The sequence below is a fragment of the Candidatus Nucleicultrix amoebiphila FS5 genome, from assembly GCF_002117145.1.
Lineage (GTDB): Bacteria > Pseudomonadota > Alphaproteobacteria > Caedimonadales > Nucleicultricaceae > Nucleicultrix > Nucleicultrix amoebiphila.
In genome coordinates this window covers 1,028,180-1,046,866 of sequence record NZ_CP008743.1, presented here as the reverse complement: position 1 = coordinate 1,046,866, position 18,687 = coordinate 1,028,180, and the positions used below count along the sequence as shown (strand labels likewise).

General features: G+C 42.9%; 17 protein-coding genes. 2 read left to right on the top strand and 15 right to left on the bottom strand.

Annotated features, from left to right (window positions below; all coding sequences use genetic code 11):
- Positions 1-13 precede the first annotated feature (13 nt).
- Positions 14-697, top strand: a complete 684-nt coding sequence (locus GQ61_RS05035; RefSeq protein ID WP_085784271.1) for a S1 family peptidase — start codon at positions 14-16, stop codon at positions 695-697.
- A 122-nt stretch (positions 698-819) separates the two neighbouring features.
- Here GQ61_RS05035 and GQ61_RS05030 read toward each other — a convergent pair whose 3' ends face one another.
- The 3 genes from GQ61_RS05030 to traD all read right to left on the bottom strand — a co-directional run bounded on the left by GQ61_RS05030 (position 820) and on the right by traD (position 4,189).
- Positions 820-1,221 carry a hypothetical protein gene (locus GQ61_RS05030; RefSeq protein ID WP_085784270.1) on the bottom strand — a complete coding sequence of 134 codons (402 nt, stop codon included), beginning with the start codon at positions 1,219-1,221 and terminating at the stop codon, positions 820-822.
- Positions 1,222-1,257: 36 nt separating this feature from the next.
- Positions 1,258-2,289: a PDDEXK nuclease domain-containing protein gene (locus GQ61_RS05025; protein WP_085784269.1), complete on the bottom strand. Its 1,032-nt coding sequence runs from the start codon at positions 2,287-2,289 to the stop codon at positions 1,258-1,260.
- A gap of 73 nt (positions 2,290-2,362) precedes the next feature.
- Positions 2,363-4,189, bottom strand: a complete 1,827-nt coding sequence (gene traD / locus GQ61_RS05020; RefSeq protein WP_085784268.1) for a type IV conjugative transfer system coupling protein TraD — start codon at positions 4,187-4,189, stop codon at positions 2,363-2,365.
- Between the two features lie 222 nt (positions 4,190-4,411).
- Between traD and GQ61_RS05015 the strand changes: the two genes are divergently transcribed.
- The gene (locus GQ61_RS05015; protein WP_085784267.1) at positions 4,412-4,957 is read left to right on the top strand and encodes a hypothetical protein; all 546 of its coding nucleotides are present in this window, start codon (positions 4,412-4,414) and stop codon (positions 4,955-4,957) included.
- 2 nt (positions 4,958-4,959) lie between these two features.
- Here the strand turns inward: GQ61_RS05015 and GQ61_RS05010 are convergent, their stop codons facing one another.
- From GQ61_RS05010 to GQ61_RS04955, 12 genes are all read right to left on the bottom strand, one after another.
- A complete protein-coding gene (locus GQ61_RS05010; RefSeq protein ID WP_085784266.1) occupies positions 4,960-7,707 on the bottom strand; it encodes a conjugal transfer protein TraG N-terminal domain-containing protein in 2,748 nt (915 codons plus the stop codon).
- A 15-nt stretch (positions 7,708-7,722) separates the two neighbouring features.
- A complete protein-coding gene (locus GQ61_RS05005) occupies positions 7,723-8,967 on the bottom strand; it encodes a conjugal transfer protein TraH (RefSeq protein WP_198157274.1) in 1,245 nt (414 codons plus the stop codon).
- A gap of 64 nt (positions 8,968-9,031) precedes the next feature.
- Entirely contained in the window at positions 9,032-9,817 is a 786-nt protein-coding gene (locus GQ61_RS05000; protein ID WP_198157273.1) for a conjugal transfer protein TraF, read from the bottom strand.
- Positions 9,801-11,525 (bottom strand): conjugal transfer protein TraN, encoded by a 1,725-nt coding sequence (locus tag GQ61_RS04995; protein ID WP_085784263.1) that lies wholly within the window; start codon positions 11,523-11,525, stop codon positions 9,801-9,803. The genes GQ61_RS05000 and GQ61_RS04995 overlap by 17 nt, the downstream gene beginning before the upstream one ends.
- The gene (locus tag GQ61_RS04990) at positions 11,522-12,025 is read right to left on the bottom strand and encodes a transglycosylase SLT domain-containing protein (protein ID WP_085784262.1); all 504 of its coding nucleotides are present in this window, start codon (positions 12,023-12,025) and stop codon (positions 11,522-11,524) included. Before GQ61_RS04990 ends, GQ61_RS04995 begins: the two co-directional genes overlap by 4 nt.
- Positions 12,022-12,684: a type-F conjugative transfer system pilin assembly protein TrbC gene (gene trbC / locus GQ61_RS04985; protein WP_085784261.1), complete on the bottom strand. Its 663-nt coding sequence runs from the start codon at positions 12,682-12,684 to the stop codon at positions 12,022-12,024. Before trbC ends, GQ61_RS04990 begins: the two co-directional genes overlap by 4 nt.
- Positions 12,685-12,699: 15 nt before the next feature.
- Entirely contained in the window at positions 12,700-13,668 is a 969-nt protein-coding gene (traU, locus tag GQ61_RS04980) for a conjugal transfer pilus assembly protein TraU (RefSeq protein WP_085784260.1), read from the bottom strand.
- Positions 13,665-14,279, bottom strand: coding sequence for a type-F conjugative transfer system protein TraW (gene traW, locus GQ61_RS04975; protein WP_085784259.1), 615 nt, complete (start codon positions 14,277-14,279; stop codon positions 13,665-13,667). The genes traU and traW overlap by 4 nt, the downstream gene beginning before the upstream one ends.
- On the bottom strand, positions 14,276-16,852 hold the full coding sequence (traC, locus tag GQ61_RS04970; protein ID WP_085784258.1) for a type IV secretion system protein TraC: 2,577 nt from the start codon (positions 16,850-16,852) through the stop codon (positions 14,276-14,278). The genes traW and traC overlap by 4 nt, the downstream gene beginning before the upstream one ends.
- Before the next feature lie 3 nt (positions 16,853-16,855).
- On the bottom strand, positions 16,856-17,086 hold the full coding sequence (locus GQ61_RS04965) for a hypothetical protein (RefSeq protein WP_085784257.1): 231 nt from the start codon (positions 17,084-17,086) through the stop codon (positions 16,856-16,858).
- A complete protein-coding gene (locus GQ61_RS04960; RefSeq protein WP_085784256.1) occupies positions 17,083-18,378 on the bottom strand; it encodes a TraB/VirB10 family protein in 1,296 nt (431 codons plus the stop codon). The genes GQ61_RS04965 and GQ61_RS04960 overlap by 4 nt, the downstream gene beginning before the upstream one ends.
- 4 nt (positions 18,379-18,382) lie before the next feature.
- Entirely contained in the window at positions 18,383-18,676 is a 294-nt protein-coding gene (locus GQ61_RS04955; protein ID WP_085784255.1) for a hypothetical protein, read from the bottom strand.
- Positions 18,677-18,687: the final 11 nt, after the last annotated feature.

Sequence of the window (18,687 nt, the reverse complement as noted above, 5' to 3'; positions counted from 1 at the left end):
AGAGAGAAGATAAATGATCACAAGTAACGTACTTCATAGAGTTTTTAACATACTATGCGGCGATCAAATAGGTACATGTTTTACTATTGATGTTGATGACCGGCAGTATGTAATTACCGCAAAGCATCTTCTGGAAAAATGGGACGGTAGCTCTTCAATGAAAATCTTCCATGAAAATTTTTGGAAAGATATTCAATTAACTTTAGTAGGGCATTGCAATGGCGATATCGATATTTCCATTTTAAAAGCTGAGATTCAATTATCACCAAATTTCCTATTAGAAGCAAGCTCTGCTAACATGGGGTATGGTCAAGATGTCTATTTTCTAGGATTTCCTTATGGAATGCAGGGAAATATAGGAAAATTAAACAGAGACTTCCCACTTCCATTTGTAAAAAAAGCAATAGTTTCTTGTATGCAATTTTTGGAGGATGGAACACAAATATTTTATTTAGATGGCCATAACAATCCAGGTTTTTCTGGCGGACCGATAATCTTTAAAGAATACAACAAGAGTGATTTTAAAGTAGCTTCGGTAATATCTGGATATAAATCAACGGAGGAGTCCATTTTTCAAGGTGAGAATGAAGTGCCTCTAGTGTATAAGTACAATACTGGAATTATTATTTCATACGGAATTAAGCACGCAGTTGATATAATTACGTCTAACCCAATTGGATATAAACTAACATCATAACACCGTCACTATACTAAAATTGATGGAGAAAAAGTTAGTGACTGGAGGACTAAAGTGGTTCAAAAAAGAAGGGCTTACTCATTGAGGTAAATTCTTGTCTAAAAAATGGGCGCACCTAACAATTAATTGTCCTTGATCCACCATTCTTTTGAATCTTCAAAATATATATATCCCTGAGATTGTACTTCTTGATGAAGAGTCCACCATTTTTTGGATTCTCTTTTTTCATCAAAATAATCTCTAGTCAGAATAATGGGACAAACTATTCCACTGATAAAGAAGATTGATAATCCAAAAGCGCCAAATAGAAAAGTTGTTTCACTGATAAATCCAGTTTTATTAATATAGTCAAATATAACCAATAAGAGAGGTAAGGTTCCTAACCATAAATAAGCTTTTCTTTTCTGTCGCTTTTGCCGTTTTTCATAGAGTGAATTAAGTTCACGGCTTAATAGAGAAAGATGATCTCTTTCACTGGCTGAAAGGTTTTCTATCTCGCTTAAATTTTTATATGTTTTTCTCATTAATTGCTATCAGACACATAAATTATTGGAAAAGATTTATGGATCAACAAACTCCTTTGCAAGTTCATTTTCAAGCTCTTCAATCGTAGGTAAGACTGTTTTTAAATTTTCAGGTAAACTCTCTGTCAGACGGTATTCGGCAAGACCTATTGGTTTAGTCATATCCCGTAAAGCATATTCAGCAACTACACCAACTTTGGACCTACACAGAACAAGCCCTATTGAAGGATTATCACCAGGCTGGCGCAGTAAATCATCCACTGCCGAAAGATAAAAATTCATCTTACCTGCATACTCAGGTTTAAATTTGCCGGATTTGAGTTCAATTACTACAAAGGAACGAAGTCTTATGTGATAAAAAAGCAAATCTATATAAAAATCCTGCTCTTCAATTTGAAGATGATACTGCCTTCCCAAAAATGCAAAACCTTCACCAAGCTCCAGAAGAAATTTCTCAATATGGTCAATTAAACCCTTCTCAATTTCTCTTTCATGTGCATCTTGCCCTAAACTTAAAAAATCAAACAAATAAGGATTCTTTAGAATGGATTGAGCAAGCTCAGATTTTGGAGAGGGAAGTTTCTCATTAAAATTGGTAATCGCTTTTCCCTCACGTTTAAAAAGGTTAGTTTCAATCTGCATAGATAATACATTACGTGACCACCCATGTTCTCTGGCTTTTTGAATGTAAAATCTACGTTCAAGGGGGTTTTTCACCTCAACCAAAATAGTTATTATATGAAACCATGGCAATTGGTCAGCAGCCTGCTGACTAATCTCATCCTTAGAAAAACTTTCAGAAAATAGCTTCATATACTTAAGGTTTGTGGGACTAAACCCCTTCATATCAGGGAATTCTCTTCGAAGATCTTTACTTAATCGATCAATAACTTTAGCCCCCCAACCGTACTTCTTTTGGCCACTAATAATTTCGCTGCCTATATAATGATAAAGATTGATCATTTCAGAATTAACGCTGAGTGCTGCTCTGTAACGACTTGTAGCAACCTTCTCTTTTAGGGTTTTGAGCAGGTCTTTATAATCATTAGAGAGGAGATCATTATTCATAAATCATATACTTTTTAAAATCTTAAGACTCATCATTTAGCTGTAGGGTTTCTTTAATTTAGGAGGCATAAGCTTATGCTACTTCTTCTATAGATTTTTTTCTAGTTTTAGTTTTTTTAACACAAAGGCCAGTTTGTCTGATCTTTTGAGCACGTTTTTCAAACTCAATATTAATCAAACTGAATTTCTTATTTAGCACAAAAACAGAAGCAATAGAGAAGATACTCTTATATCTCATCCTCATCTTTACAATAGGAAACCCTCCTGGAAGCTTTAAATAAGCTTCTAAATCCTTAAGGGCGCCAATTTCGGTTGGTATGATCAAAGGGGATGTTTTGGTCATTTGATTGATAGAAACCCCGTCTCTCATAGCATGCGCTCCATAGGAGAGATTTTCCTGGGTCTCCTTCTGCTCACATTCTCCAAGTACTTTAGAAATCCATAGAGTCGTTGATGGGTCATTATTCCTGAAGAATAAAAAGGTGTTAAAAAGATTGAGCATGTTTTGAGAGGCTGCCTTACCATAGATCTCCTCTAACTGGGGAATGCTTTGAATTCCTGCTAAAACACACCCCCCATATTTACGAAGCTCAGCAAGGCCTGTTTTTAGAGAAGGCAGCTTTTGAAGAGCCGGCAGCTCATCTGTTATGAACCATAGACGTCTTTTAGGATCTGGAGCTTCAGACATTAAAGCGTTGATTGAAAGGTCAAGCCAAGCTGAGATCAAAGGCCTTAAAGTTTTTCTTTGATCTGGCATCGCTGTTAAGAATAACCACTGGTCATCACTTTTGGATTGAGAAATCCAAGTTCTTACGGAAAACCCTTCTTCCACGGGACTTAAGAATTTAAAGCCACTTAAATGTGTGGCGAGATTAGCTCTGACCGATAGGGTAGTTTTTTCTCCATCTTTATTCGTATAAGAGGATGCCTCAGTGCCTTCAAAAAATGATTGAAACGTACGCATATCTGAAGATGTGAGAAGAGAATAAAGCTGATAGGGATCTCGAAGGTCTTGTTGTTCCAATTTCTGGGCAGCAATACGAAACAATGTTCTCCCAGCCTCATCCCAAAAAGCATCATGTGAGCCCCCTTTATCAGGAATAATGCTTTCTGCCAGAGCATCATAATGAGTATGACTTTTGCAATCCTTCCAAAGGTCCCACTGAACTGATCTTGCATCAAAGGGATTCAAAATAAGATCTTTTCCTTCTCGATAATACTTCGCTACCAAATCTCCTGTGAGATCCACAACAATGGCTCTATTACCGCGCCTTCGAATTTGAGGAAGAAGCGTGTGAAAGGCGTTAGTTTTCCCAGAACCGGTGGTTCCTGTGATAAGAATGTGTGACATTTCCTTATTCTTCACAAGAGGAACGTTATCAAGTCTTAGATCTGAGGCTTGAAATGTCCATCGTAAGCGCCTTGCAAGAGCTCTTGGAGAGATCAGGTGAGATCCTCTTTGATGTTTCTTATTATGCACGAATAGGCCCCTTAAGGCCCAGAATGTTAGGAGTAAACAGACGACACCAAAAGAGATATTGAGAGATAATTTGGCAGACTGAAACACAACGTGGGAGATTCTTTGCTGTATCAGCAAAATTCTTGGATCGCGCATAATATCTGCAGCATAGCGACGATGAAGTTTCCCATTAGGTTCAGAGAAATTAATGATAAGCTTTTCAGCACGAGAGGATGAATTAAACGCTAGGAGTATAGAAGCCTTATGATATTGAAAATATTGATCCCAAGCATATTTGGGAACTTTATTCCAAATTTGATAACCAAAACTCCCTATTCCAATGAAAAATGAAACCAAGAGACCTGTAGTCACCACCTGTCTGAGCATTCTTAAGCTATGAAGATTAAGCTGTCCGCCTCTGGTAACACTTTTAAGAATCATTAATAAAACCTTTCAGTTGTCCCAAAATCTGGGGATAAAGATGGGGGTAAGGGAATGACTCAGCAATTTTGCTTTAGATATCTTGGGGTTACCTGAACTGCTGAAAGAAGAGGCAGTGAAACCTATTGGTAACAAAAGGAAATACTTAGTCAATAGAAGGGTTTTAGACTTTGCTGCGTAGTTTAGAAATGGTATAGTTACAGAAAATAAAGCAGGGACAAAATGAACGTCATCTTTGTTAAAAATTATGGTCTCTTTTGGTTGAGGATATCCATTCGGATCTTGTCTCTTCTCTCTGCTTTTATTGTTGGAAAGTTTTTCAACGCTGCGTTTTTTATTTACGCTTATTTTGCAACATCCATTCTGTTGGACATTCTCCTGTTCAAAGGTTTTAAACTTAAAGAATCCCACTGTAAAAAAGCTGGGTATTTTGAGAATAAATTCAATAGTTCTCCAGAGCACTATGACCGCTACACTCATTCTGTGATTAATGCCAAACTCGTGGCCTTTGTCTTGGCACACCTGGTGCTCTTGCTTCCTTTCAAAATGAGCATGGAAGGATTGATGGTGATTGTTTCTAGTGTGTATGGGATTTGTTTGACAGGCATCGTGTTCCGTTATGGGTTCAAGTATGGTTACCATAAATTGAAGGCGGTTAGCGAGAAAGAAGCAAAGGGTTATATACCACCGGCTCCCATCTACAATGGACCTAGAGGAAATGGTTATCTGAATGGAGTTTATACTGGCGATCCTCATCACATAACTTGACATCAGTTTGAATCTCCAATTGTAGAATCTAAATCTCGTCCCATCTTCTTGCCCATACGAGTTACGTTCATTTTTTCGTTCTGTTCTTTATGGGCTCTTTCTTGGGTTGCTTGTTGTTGCTCAAGGTCATGACGTAAGCTTCTGATCTCTTCGGTGTTTTTATTTTGAGATTTATCAAGGGTGGAGCCCATAAGATCAAAGTCGCTTTGCAGGAGGTCTTCTGACTTTAATCCAGCTTCATTAATTTGGTGTTGAGCGACCTCAAGGCTTCCCCCCGTTACCTTAGGGTTCATGGATCCTAAATAATTTTGAATCTCGTTTTCACTTAGTTTATGGGTTGCTTCATTAACCCACGATTCAAAAGACGCCTTACGGGCCGCCATGAACTCACCCTGTTCCCTATTATGAGGATGACTCTCCACATACTGAGTCGCTTGCATTACATCTCCTCCAAACTTCTTATTGGCTACATAACCCAGATATGCTTCATTCTCGTTTGTATTGACGCTAATACCTTTTGTATCGGCCAAGGATTTAGCTTCTGACCAATTCTCCGTTCGTGTGTAGGCCTTTTGGAACTGCTCACTAGATTGCTGCATTTCTGCATAGGATCCTTGGAAAGACTGTGCGGCATCGCGCGCAGCTTGATCTGTAATGTTGGCGCTATTCTGCTTTGCATATTGCATGGCAAAGCTTAAGCCCTCTGACACGCGCTTTCCCAAATCAGTATTTTTAATTTTTTGAAATGCTTCCTGGTTCTGAGCATTGGCACTTAGACCTGTACTACCATCAATGCCTGTCTTGACGAAACCTAAATTCAGACTTGCTCCTGCATTCACACGAAGGGCCATTTCAGCAGCTGTTTGTTCTGTTATGTTGTTGTTCTTAGAAAATTGCTGAAGATCTCCCATAGTCTGTTCGAGTCTTTTCTGCATCTCCGTTGATTCACTACTACTCATCCCCTCTGTTGTCCCCACCCCATGACTCAGCCTATTCGTCAAGTTCAACAGATTACTCGCCGTATCTGACGTGGATTTCATATAAGCACTGGAGGCATTCTCCATAAGTTGCTGACTCTGGGTGTAGTTATCATTAATGGAAGCTTGAAGATTGTCATTGCTCGCTATATTGGAGGTGAGCGTACTTTGCATCACACTGACGGTTTGTTGACCCTCCGTACTGGTGGTCAAGGTCATCTTACCATCACTTAAACTGGAGCCATAATTAAAGTGTGAGCCCAACTGCTGTTGGGCGATCTGCCGACCACTAATGGTTTGATTATGGAAGCTTTGGTTGTCAAAGCTGATATTACCATCAGCCATTTCACCTCCAATCTTAGAAGCAATACTTTCCACACCTGCACTCATCATGCTAGCCATGCTGGAGAGAGCATAGCCACTCTTTGAAATAAACGCATAGGCGATAAAAGGCACGGAAAGTTGGAGACCTGTCATAAGACACGATGCATCAAAAGCGGCATCGGCTAAGGCTGTGGTGGTCTCCACACTAAAGCCTTTCCCATAGGCTCTAAAGATTCCTTCATTGGCGCGTGCTTGGAGCATGGTGGTGAGGGAACTCAAAATAGCCGAGAACACTGGGAAGCTCTGCACACAAAAGATCAGCCTGATCCAGAGGGTTAAGAGTGTTAGGCCCCCAGGTACAAAGCACAACGGAATAATCAAGACAAATACTATCAGCAACATGCCAAAGAGAATGGACTGCACCATGGGAATAAAGGACGTCGCCACAGAACCCTTCACCAAAAAACTCATACTCTGCCCGGCCAAGGTTCTTGTGGCTGAATAAGACAAGAGTTCCGGACTTAATCGCTCAAATCCCATCTCTTCTCGTTTATCGTCAACGGCTTCCCGGTAGGCATTAACCAGCATTTGTTGGCCTACGCTGTTGGAGGCTTCACTCGTCTGCTTGGCTAATTTGGACCAAGCATCCCCCATCATGTGTTTGAGTTTACTAGAGACTTCTTTTTCTTCCTCAACAGGTGCTCCAAAAAGAGTGCCTGCTAGAAAAGAAAGTCCATGTTTCCCCTCTAGGGCCATCACATCAGCCACTTGTCCAACTGAAGTTTTACAATCCATAAACTCCGTTTGACCACTGGGCTGTCGCCAATAGACTCCCAGCCAAGGATGAGGATTGGTTTTAATAAAGCCTAAAATATCATTGGTGGTAAGGGCTTCATGTTTAAGGCCCTTCAAGTTACTGGCTACGAAGGGCCAATAGAAGCATTGGCGCATAAAATCTTTGATGTTCTGACGGACTATGGGATCTTTAATACGAACGTATCTTGCTTGAGCTGCCAACCGAGCTCCAAAGATGGGCCCTGCTTTAACGTATCTAAGATTCTCAGGGGTCGGAAACACACTCTCAATTTCTTCCGTGAGAGCTCTTGAAAAGGTACTGGCAGTAGAGGCAATGAGCGCTAATCCTACAGGGATATTATCGACCCGATCACTATTAAAATAAGGATCAACTTCATCCACAATGTTGACCGTGGTTTTAGGCACGAGCATCAAAGAGAGGATGGCATAGGAGGGAATAAACCAGGTCTTGGCAAAGATACCAATGTTCGCTTGAAAAAGCGCCCTGGTTGTAGCCCAAACACCCCCTACAATCATAGAGAGATAACCCACTGATGTGAGATAAGGACTGTTGCTTTTAAAGACCAAGGCCAGACCATTAAACAAGGTCCACAACATCTGACCCCCGCCATAACTGTAAATACTAAAATCCATAAGATCTCTCTCCTTTTAAGAGCTCTTCGCCAAGAGGGCTTGTTCATGCGCCTTCATCCATTCCGTCAAACGCCAGATGGCTTGATGATCTGAAGAGCTCATCATGGCGTTTAATCTGTTTCTTGCTAGTTGCAGGCGATCTTTGAATTCTTTAATGGCTGAGGCTTCCATCTGAACCCCTTCCAGCACTTCAACGGCTTGAAGAACTTCTGAGGCAATAGTCTCAAATTGATGGAGAAGGATGGAGAGTGCAATAAACTCTGTGGTATCGTTCATCATAAAGGGACTTCCCACCGCTGCAGAGACTTGGATATAGCGATAAAGGGGTACCCTTACTGCATCTCCTAAAAAGCTGCGCTCTTCTTCAGTGATATCCCCAAACTCAATATACTTTTGTCTTAAGCTCATGATGCGAGTTCCCACTTTAGAAATCATCGCATCTTTCTCATCAATGAGGGTTTTGGTTTGAGCAGGATTGAGACAGATGTCTGAAGAATCACACCTAAAATGAACTGTTTCTCCTCCTTTCAGATAAGTGGTTAGAAACTCCTTCTCATCGGCCTTAGGCGACAAGTACATGACTCGATAGCTTTCTCCTTCTTTCCGAGAAACAATGGTACCAGTCAACGTCATGATAAACTCAGCCAGGTCTTTTTGATCCTTGTACTGGGGCATCTTTTTTAAGACATGCCAGACCAGGTTATATTCCCCTGCCATCAGATCTTCATATTTTTGTTTAGCTTTCTCTAACACTTCTTGTTGATGGCTCGATTGATCACAGGCTTTCTTGGCACTAAAGACATCTTGGTTATGTCCCGTTTTGCTCATATCCATACAGAGTTGTTCTCTAAGCGCTCCTTGTTTGGGGAGCATGGCATCCATAATGGCCTGCTTCATGGTACATTCATCAAAGAGAGTATTGTTGATACTTTGGACAAAGCTCCTGAGATTAGACATTAAACCTTCCACTTGGGGCACCATGGTTTTCATGGCGAGTTGAAGAGCATAGGTGGGGATTCCTTGGCCTACTCGCTTCAACATTTGGACGGCCTCTTGGCCGGTAATAAATGACACGCCGCCAAACTGAAGAGACATGCCATCACAACTGGCTCCAAAGTGAGGCAAGCGTATATGAATAGGGGAGAGCGTCTTATTCTGCTGTCTTACAAAAAGACTCCCGGCTGTATAATGACCTGCGGCTTGATCTTGGAAAGCTCCTGCTCCTGTTTGATTGGCCCTGGCACCTAATTTTTCAAACATGGTCTCGAGGCCCCCGGCTTTGAGGGGAAAGCTTAAAGTAGTACACATAAGAATCTTGAAAAGGCTATGAGTGCGCATGTGGTATCTCCATGGCTTGGATCAGTGTTTCAATGTTTTGAAGGAGCTCTGTATAAGACACCATGCCCCAAGCAACCGGCATAACCTCCAGAGTTTTAGGGTTGGCTAAAAAGAGTGCAGGATAGATTCCTTCTGGATTAATGAGACCCAAGATTCCATTGTCTTTGGAGATATTGGTAAGACCCGGTAACGTGCCGCCATCCTTAGAAATTCCCTTCAATTCAAAACCAAAACGATGGGCAAATTCAGCGACCAGAGGTACAAACTTATGGCAATAGGGACAGTCGTGTTTAAAGACAAAGAACAAACCATAGGTCTTAGAAAGAGTTTTCAATTGGGAGGAAAGTTTCTCAGTTTTATCTTGTTCATAAATCTTCCGGTGAAGGGGATTTAAGTTAGTGGCGGCTTCATGACCTCGACCATCCATCAAAGAGGATACCATCCACAGGTGGCTGAACAGTTCTGATTTCTTAAACATCTTATCATGGAGATCCCGCGTCTGATTGACGTTCTCTAACGTCGGCACCAAAATAGATTTGGCCATGGCTTCTTCAAAGTTCTCACGAAGGTGTAAGAGTTGGGCTTGATAGGTTTCTTTCTTCTTAGGTGGAGATTTCAAAGATTTAGGCTGAGAACTTTCTTCTTGTTTAATAGGTTCTGGAGCCTGTTCTTTGTACCACAGCCAGCCTTCCGCAGAAGTTTGATCCCACTTATGAGCATAAGTCTCAGTAAATGTAATTGCTAAGATCAGAGCACTAGAAAACCACTTCATGGGGAACTCCATCTTCAAGGGGTTGAGAGGGTGTCTTTAATGCTTCAGGATTCGCTTCTAACGTTGGAATCTTCGCTTGCCAGTTGGAATAGAGCTCTTCCGTCATCCTTGATACCGTCGGCAAGACTTTATGGGCTTGAAGGTCTTCATAAAGTTCACTCAAATTTAAAAGATCAAACCTTACGTGTTGCAATTCATCAATCGTAAAGCCACGGCATTGGGGATGTTCAGCGTCTCCAAACCCAAGGCCTAACTGAGCGCGTCCTTGCTCATGGAGAAGGCGAGCCAACTTGGATCCAAAGCAACAGTAATTGGACTTCTTGCGAAGACAAATTCCAAGGGCCTTCTCAGCACAATAGGTCCCCACATAAATGCACTTCTTTTCTTCTCTGAATTTAGCCAGAGCCTTTTCTTCCTCTCCACAATTGGAGAGACCAAGAGAGACTCCCCACCCTTTGCCGGTTGCACAGCAATCTTTAAAATTAACGCAGTTACGGGAGCAGGCATAGGATTGGCCTTTAAAGATTGAATTGGCCTTGGCATCCATCTGTCCTTGCATCTCTTTAAAGATGACCAACTTGGAGAGAGCCTCTGCCATATCCGTGTTAGGAGCAATGCCCATCTTTGAGCAGTTCCCGTCCATACAAAAGGGAATGTTTCCCTTAAGGCTGACTTTTTTTGTGCCTTCTTTAACCTCGGTGCACTCAAAGGTTTGTTCATAAAGCACACAAACGTCGCCCACTTTTTCTTTACAGGTGGAATTGATTTGAGAGCAGCCATTCAGTCTTAAAGAGGAACAGGTGTTTTTAACTGGTCTCTGGCAGGTGTAGGTCAGATGCTCCTGCCAACAGTCTCGGTGCACAGCATAGCCATTAATGTTTCTAGTGGCAGGTCCTTGGGTGCAGTGTTTTTCAACATAATGACAGTGTCCTTGGTCTACTTGTTCTTCGAGGGAATCACAATTAGAAATCCATTGTTCACGACTATCGTCAGGATTTAAAAGTGTGAAATCGTACTCTGTTTTCTGGATTTCTTTTCTCGTCTCTCCTGAAAAGCCTTTGAAATACCGATAGATCCTCATAACGGTTCTAGGCCAATAATTGCAGCCATCAAAAGAGTTAATGCTCATCTCCGGGAGAGCTTCATTCTTTACGGTATAATCATAGTATTGATGGGACCATCCCCATATCCGAGTATGGAGATACTCTTTGGATTTATGGATTGTCTGAACGGCTAAATCCCTCTGACAATGAACTGTATAAGGATCCCCCTCTTCCACACATGTGTGAGTGGTTGACTCTATCGTATCGGGCGTACTCTCTTCTTCCACTTCCGCCTTCACCACCGCCTCTGGATTGGCCACGATCTCATTAGCATCCTTGATCAGCGAATCGGTTTCTTCCATTTTAAAGAGGGGCTTATCTTGAACCACGTCCCTTAAAAGAGATCCTGCTTGAAGAGTAGAGTCCTTTGATGTTGCTTCTCCATTATAGAGTTTATTATTGGCATCCTCAGAAAGTTTTGAAGAGTTCTCAAAATAGTTCTTCTCAGACACCTCTCCTCCTTGATATCCTGGGATGTCAGAAGGGTTGGAGGGAGCTTTGACCAACCCTGGTGCTAACTCCAAACCCTTTTGATACATCACGGAATCTGAGGCTATGACCCCTTGGATTGTCATCATCAAAGCCAGGATAAGAATGTATTTCATAGGGCCTTCACCTTAAGCTTAGATAAAAGACGGGTCTTATAGAGGGCCTGCTTCTCTTCACTCTTTGAGTGATACAAAAGAGCAGCTTTCATCCAAGAGCCTGTTCTCTCTTGATGATCCCTCAGCAAAGAGGCGGCATAAGGAAGAGCTACCTCAGGAGACAGCAGTTCTTTTGGGTGATTAAAATTATCTTGATGCCAGTGCCAATTGATCTGCATGCAGCCCACATCTATATTGGTAATACCTTTTTGAAGACATTTATTTAGAAAGTTTTCAGCTTCTAGCCGCGTTTTAAAATAATGGGCTTTGCCCCTGACGTTCACTGTCCAGGGCCAAATCAACCCTTCCACACCACTCTCCACAAGAGCGATGGTTCTTAAAAGGTTGGGCGGCACTTGTTCTGTATGAGCCACCTTCTCAATGTAGTAAGGAGAAAGAGAAGCGAAGGCTGAAGAAAAATTACATAATCCTAAGATAATCAAACGAGCTTTCAATTTCATGTTCTTTCTCCCAAGGCCTTCAGCATTGAGTCGACCTTTAAATCTCCTGACTGTTTAAACTCCTCTAACGCATGAGAAATGCTCACATTGCCTGATAAGCGATCATGGGTTGATTTATAATGACCAGGCATTCCTTTGACATGAATAAAGGTAGGTACGTTCTCAACTTTAAAATCTTCAAAGACGGTTGGATCGATATCCACTTCAATGCCGAGTTCTTGAAGGCGTTTTTGTGTTTTTACAAAAGAATCATCCACCAATCCTCGAATGACAAGGCGCCCTCCTGTTTTTTGCACATCGTAACTATAGGCTTTTAAGGCTTCATCTCCCATGGACAGGGTGACAAAGACCAGAAGAGTTGAGAGGGGATTTTTATGTTGGAAGACTCTTCCAGTTGAGCAACTCTTCTCTATCTTTGAAGAGGAATGAGTTTGAATACTTGGAGATAGGTCTTGATCCATGCCAAAGAAACTAGGTTCCGTGTTAGAAGTCCCGTCGAGGGATTCTAAAAACTTCTTGGCGGCCTCTTGGGATTCTTGCGTCTCCTTTAAAGAACCTTGGATGATCTCTTTAGCCATATCTTGAGGGGATGTGGCTTGGAGCTCAGTGAGATCAAAACTTACGCTAAAAATTAGTAACAATGTGAAATATGATCTCATTTTTATCTCCTAAAATCAGCCTAAACAACAGTCACGACGACGCCAGATCAGATAGCCAAAATCTTCTCCTTGATAAGGATATTCCCGTCCTCCTTGCCACAAGACTTCGGTCTTGCCAAAGGGCTGACACTGAAATGTTTGGGCTCTGGGATAAGTCATCTGAGTGCGATATTGAGATTTTCTGATAACAGGCATGAAGTACTTGCCACACAAGCCCGCTTCGCCCATATAGCCCCACAAGAGGCCTTCTCGGTGGAGCTTCGCCATCATCCGTCCTGCTAAAAGCAAACTGGCTTGTACACCACCATTGTGATCATTTACCGTTCCAGAAAACGGATAAAGACTGCCCTGACAACCATTGCACCAAAAGAGAGGATCGATAGGCAGATGGACACTTGCTGCTACACAATCAGCAGCACAAGCAGCTTGGGCAATAGGATTACCAAAGAGAATCCCTTCAGGATTGAGGATGGCGGATTTTTCATCATCGTTCCATAAGGGATCCAGTTCTGTCAGATAGGCCACATCGATGGAAGACTTTTCTAAGCAAACAAAATCGAGGAGGACTTCAAAGATATGGAGGACGGGATAGACGTACCAATGGACATTATAGAAACTCCTCTTTAATCCATTCCCTTCGTCATCACTCACATGACCCCGGTCTTTGATGCCTGTTGAGGCCGCTTGCAGACCCCCCATATTGACCAAGCAATAAGGGGTGCGTGTTACATCGACGAGTCTAGCAGGTTCCCAAAAGGAAATGGGAATCCCCACCCTTGGAATAGGTGTGCCACACGCACAAAGAGGACCCTTGGCTCCTTTAGGATCAGGCTCGCCGCCAACCACCTTAATCCCAGCAATTCGAATGGGAAAGATACACTTCCAGCAGATATCGGTGATAGGGTTCACAAATCGACCCACACAAGATCCTGCCAGGAGAGGCCCCCCATAAATTAGAAGAATAAAAAGGATAATAAGTTTCATTGAACTTTATCCTCCAAGAGGACTTCTTCAATGAGAAGATGTTTACCCTTCTGACTGATCCTTGCCGGCACTTGCTGGATTTTGAATTTTTTGATCAGCATCCCGCCTTGGTCAAAATAAAAGCGCTTTTTGTGGCGTTCTGAAAGATCGAGGGGTTTGCCTGCAATAAGAACAAGCTTTGCATCTTTATGATTCTTGAGGGCCCAGTGGATTTGTTCTTTATCATCCCCATCGAGCAGGACGAGCGGCACACCCCAAGAGACCATATCTAGAGGATTAATATGTGTGCCCTTTTGATGAATAATTCTGCCCCGATGATCCTTAATGTCCTCTTCTACGATGAGAGTGGGATCATAAAGATAGGATCGTTCTTCTGATGTGCGATGCACAGAGTTGAGACGTGTTGGATTTAAGGCTTTATACGACACCCTTTGTTGGATGTCTTTTTGAAGATCATCGAGTTTACCTTCAGTTTCTAATCCTTTCAGACGAGTTTGAATGACCTCGAGCAAATTACGCTCTCGAATCTCAAACGTTGTTCCTTGAATACCTAGGTCTTTGGCGTGGACTGAAGAAGACAAAAACAGAAGACAGAAGGTCAGTTTTTTCATGCAGCCCTCAAAGAGTATTTCTGTTGAAGAGCAGCCTCGATCGCTTCACCGACCTCTAACCCTTGTTTAATAAAATCCTGGACGTGCAAGTAATCTTGAGGATTGGTAGAATAGAGTAAGCTCGACCAAGGGTCACAACATAGCCGTCCAATCACTCCACCAACACTATTGCTATAAAGAGCAATCTCACTAAAGCGATCCGCTTTGCCGAGAGAGCGAAGGGTGGCTTCTTTAAAATTATTGCTCACCAATTCTTGGAGTTGAGGATGGTGATGCAGACTGGTGGTTACATCCCCTGACTGATGGAGAATGGCTTTCCATTCACTGTTCTGAAACGCTACCGTGGCACCAGGGCTCTCAGGTTTAAAATAATCGTTCAGATTTTGGGTGGCTAAGGTTAATGAAGCCCTATATTTACGAGCCGTTCTAACCACCTTTTCAATAAACTGTCCTGAGCTTTTACCTTGGATCAGTTCCCAGGCTTCATCAATCAGAATTAAATAGGGAGCGCTTCTGTCACTTCTGACCATCCGTTGCCAAGCATGAACCATCATCATTTGAACGATGACGGCTTTAAGATTGTCTTTAAGGTTTTGCGTCTCAATGACGACCAGATCATGATTCAGATTGAGTGTAGCAGGGCTATTAAAAAAACTTCCATACGCCCCTTCTTTACTATAAAGACGAAGAGTTCTGGCTAAATCTTTGGCTCTGGAATCTGAATGATTCTTGAGCCACTCATAAAGATCATGAAGGCTGCCCGATGATTGCCTCAATTTCCAAACTGTCTCGATAGCCTCTTGAAGCAAGCTTTCTTGAATCTCATTGACCTCGCCCTTGGGCATGGCCATGGTCTTTACCACCTGAAGTAAAGCTGAAAGCTGCTCAGATCTTTCAACGAGATCCTCTCCTGTTTCGCCTTCAGGAATATGGGTAAAAGGATTCAAAGAGATCTCCGTCGTCACATCAAAATCAATGTGATGACCGCCTAAAATGAGACAGAGTTTTTTAAAGCTCTCGCCCTTGTCCAAGACAAAGGCTTTGCCACTCACGCCTAAAACAGTAGTGATCAGTTCATTACAAAGGAAGGATTTTCCGGAGCCTGACATGCCAGAGATACAGAGATTATAGTTGGAAGATGATGAGACGAGAGATTGATTAGGAAGGAGCACTCCATCAAATGGACTCCAGAAGAAGAGTTGTCCGCGTCTCCCCAGTAAAGGAATTCCTGGGGTTAGTTGCCCTTTCCACTCCCCTAGAATGGGGAGCATGTTTTGAGCCTCTTTAGTGATGGTTTTACGAATGCGACCCAAATCTTCCAAAGTGGTCGCACAGCCATAAATTTCTTGTCTCAGGCCAAAATATTTAGACTTGGTGCCAAGGGTCCACATCATGGGCATGGAGGCTAACAGCATCGCCAAGTGATCATAGCGGGTGGGGGACAACCGCCAGCCAGCATTTTGCCAAATGCCATTCAGTTTCTGTTCTACCGTCTGTAAATTCTGCGGAGCACTAAAGACAGTGAGATTAAGACCCGCGAGCACCACTCGTTCGCCCATTTGGATTTGAGCCACCGCGTCTTGAGTTTCTAGGTGTTCTTCGTGCAACCCTTGCATCCATTTAGACATCCGATTCTTGAGAGCATTTTCTAAAGCCTCTCTTTTTGTATTGAGCCGTCTGGTTTCGCGAGATTGATTGGGTGTCACATAGATCCCGTAATGCATCAGGTAAGGACAGGGAATCGCATGGTGCGGTTTTAAAACGTCGCCTAAAAATTTATCCATATGGCCTAAGGCCCAATAAGGAGGCGCTTTGGAAGGTACATAGGATTTACAGATAAATTCATTGTTATTCAAAGAAACTTCATTTTCTCTCACCCTCCAAAGATTATGGGGATCTAATATCTGGCGATTGAGAAAATCATGGGGAGAAAGAATCCTATCATCAGGCAAGGTAGTTTTACTAAAGTTAAGAATATTCCCCACTTCCCGAATTAATCCTTGGTCATCAAGGATTTCCGTAAACACACCAATTTGTTTGAGGCAATTTTGAAAGATGGAGCGGATTTGAAGAAGCTGGGTTTTTTCCATCACGGCTCTATGATGATTGGCAAGAGTATAGGAGATGAGGAGTCTAAAATCCCGAGCCAAATGACCTTGCTCATCCTCAAAGGCTTTAGCTCGCAGAAAGTCTGTGCGCTTCTGACCTAAGTGCTGAAACACCCCGTTCAAACGGTGGCGCTTCCAATAGTCTAAAAGTCCTTCAATCCGAGGACTGGCAAAGAGTAGAAATTGCAGGGAACATCCTTCCGGTAAGTTCTCTTCCGATGCAAAGAAGTGAGCCAAGGTACTTTGATCAGAGAGACTGGCCCCTACAATGGGACAGCCTAGAAGCACAAATCCTGTGGAATCCTCGTTATAAAAGAGTTTGGATTCAGAACAATAGGTCTCATAGGGCAACAGTTTATGGAGCCTTGGAATCTTTGTTAGAGAATCCCAAGCGTCTCCCGTTCTTCCCTTAAAAGGAGAATCTTCTGAGTGGATACCTAATAATGAAGCAGTTTGATCACCCATAAATTATTGCCTCAAACTGGCAGACAAAGCTGGTGAGAAATAGATCTGAGCTTGGGGTGATCCTACTAAAGATGATTTTCCTTCATCCCCTAAATCAATCTCGTGTTTGTCCATGGCTTTATTGACCTTTGAAAGGGAAGAACATTTGAGGCCTTCGCCAATGGGGCAATCAAAGCTCCCGTCATAGGTGCTGCATCCCGATAAAATGAATGAAAGAATAATGAGTTTTTTCATGGGTGGACCTCTTGGTTAGAAGAATGGGGTTGAGTCACCAGTTTAATTTCTGGTGCAGGATCGGGCATAAGATCGATGCCGCGTTTAAAGACCACATCGACCACCCGTCCGGCATTAACGACAATGACAGGTTGCATGGCTTCTGCCCTTTTGATGGAGAATTCAGCGAGTTTATCGAGTGCGTTCGAGGCGCCTTTGCCAAGACCACCGGTCATGGCATCTTTAGGAGATAAAGCGTTGGTTTGACCAAAGGGTGTTATGGGATAAACACTGCGCGTCGCATCAAATTGCAAGAAACTAGACATGCCCGATAAGATGCCTGAGAGAAATGCTTCCCGGGCTACTTCCCCAGCCCGGTCTACAATTTTACCTCTGAGGCCTGGGGCCCCATCTTCTCCGATAATCCAGCCTTCCACAGAGCGTTCTACCGTGGTGCCATCGGGTTCGATAAATGAGAGCGTATGCAAACGACACATGGCCCGCTCTGCGGAAAGATCCCCATAACAACTGCCAATCAACACAGAGTCTCTCATATGGGATTGAAAACCTCGAGGCAGGATTCCTTCATCTGCTAAACGCAATACAATGGGTTGGGGGTTTGATTGGGAAGCGACCGCCGTGGATACCACCGCCCCAGTTGTGAGCACCGCTTTGGCATAACTCCCTGCCGGCACATAATGACTGGCTTTTTTGACAGGTTTAGGACTCTTCTCCAAGCCTTGATGCATGATACGTGAGCGAGGTACTATCAAACCGTCCTGGGAGATAGGAGAGGAATGAGCAATACTTTGAGGAACTGAGGTTGTGAACATTTCTTCCTGAGGGAAGCCTTTAAAGTTTGAGGCTTGGATGGGAGCTCCCCTCTTTGATGGGGAAGAGAGAGCGTCCTTTTGAGCAGGAGCTTCGATTTGTTCTGACTCCGATTGAAAAGGACTCCCTTTTGTGAGGATCTCTTCCACAGTCTCTAGACGTTTAGCGAGAATATCATTGGAAGCTTCTAAGTTAGATGCTTTTTTCTCGGCCTCTTCAGCCCGCCTTTCGACACGTCGTGCCCAAATATCTCGGACATCCACCGACTCTGACGGTACGGTGAGTTTCTGACTTTGAGATATGGTTTTAATAGGAGGGGATTCTTCTTTAGAAGCGCTTGATTTAAAGAAGCCTAAACCCAACACCAAAGATCCCAGAGCTACACCTGACAACAAAGCCACCCTTCCATATTGACGGGTTTTAATTTTATCCGCCGGTAAAGTATCGGGGTCCTTGAAGAGATTTTTAAAAAAGTTCTTCATGGGCTTAATGGGTAAAGACGGCAGCAATATTATCCATGTGGAAGCTAAAGACGAGACCAATGATAAAGATAGCAATGGCCGCCCATAGATTACTCTTCATGATGGCACCGACCACCCCTCCTATGGTGCCAAACACCAGAACTGCTTTACCCAAAGGCCCAGTGATCAAAGTACTCACTTGGGTGGTGGCTTCCGAGAGCTTCACAATGGCTGTGGCTTGTGCCTCACTCGTGAGAGCCCCCGTTATTAGAAAGGCTCCTAGGGATTGAAATGTCTTTTTGATTGGGGATTTTTTCATGTTTTGCCTCC

Bases quoted from the DNA above. Each gene is read 5' to 3' on its own strand.
- GQ61_RS04960 (WP_085784256.1), bottom strand. From the start codon at position 18,378: ATGAAGAACTTTTTTAAAAATCTCTTCAAGGACCCCGATACTTTACCG.
- traD (WP_085784268.1), bottom strand. From the start codon at position 4,189: ATGATTCTTAAAAGTGTTACCAGAGGCGGACAGCTTAATCTTCATAGC.
- GQ61_RS05030 (WP_085784270.1), bottom strand. From the start codon at position 1,221: ATGAGAAAAACATATAAAAATTTAAGCGAGATAGAAAACCTTTCAGCC.
- GQ61_RS05035 (WP_085784271.1), top strand. From the start codon at position 14: ATGATCACAAGTAACGTACTTCATAGAGTTTTTAACATACTATGCGGC.
- GQ61_RS05000 (WP_198157273.1), bottom strand. From the start codon at position 9,817: ATGAAGTGGTTTTCTAGTGCTCTGATCTTAGCAATTACATTTACTGAG.
- GQ61_RS05025 (WP_085784269.1), bottom strand. From the start codon at position 2,289: ATGAATAATGATCTCCTCTCTAATGATTATAAAGACCTGCTCAAAACC.
- GQ61_RS05015 (WP_085784267.1), top strand. From the start codon at position 4,412: ATGAACGTCATCTTTGTTAAAAATTATGGTCTCTTTTGGTTGAGGATA.
- traC (WP_085784258.1), bottom strand. From the start codon at position 16,852: ATGGGTGATCAAACTGCTTCATTATTAGGTATCCACTCAGAAGATTCT.
- traW (WP_085784259.1), bottom strand. From the start codon at position 14,279: ATGAAAAAACTGACCTTCTGTCTTCTGTTTTTGTCTTCTTCAGTCCAC.
- GQ61_RS04990 (WP_085784262.1), bottom strand. From the start codon at position 12,025: ATGAAATTGAAAGCTCGTTTGATTATCTTAGGATTATGTAATTTTTCT.
- GQ61_RS04965 (WP_085784257.1), bottom strand. From the start codon at position 17,086: ATGAAAAAACTCATTATTCTTTCATTCATTTTATCGGGATGCAGCACC.
- GQ61_RS05010 (WP_085784266.1), bottom strand. From the start codon at position 7,707: ATGGATTTTAGTATTTACAGTTATGGCGGGGGTCAGATGTTGTGGACC.
- GQ61_RS04955 (WP_085784255.1), bottom strand. From the start codon at position 18,676: ATGAAAAAATCCCCAATCAAAAAGACATTTCAATCCCTAGGAGCCTTT.
- traU (WP_085784260.1), bottom strand. From the start codon at position 13,668: ATGAAACTTATTATCCTTTTTATTCTTCTAATTTATGGGGGGCCTCTC.
- GQ61_RS05005 (WP_198157274.1), bottom strand. From the start codon at position 8,967: ATGTTTGAAAAATTAGGTGCCAGGGCCAATCAAACAGGAGCAGGAGCT.
- trbC (WP_085784261.1), bottom strand. From the start codon at position 12,684: ATGAGATCATATTTCACATTGTTACTAATTTTTAGCGTAAGTTTTGAT.
- GQ61_RS04995 (WP_085784263.1), bottom strand. From the start codon at position 11,525: ATGAAATACATTCTTATCCTGGCTTTGATGATGACAATCCAAGGGGTC.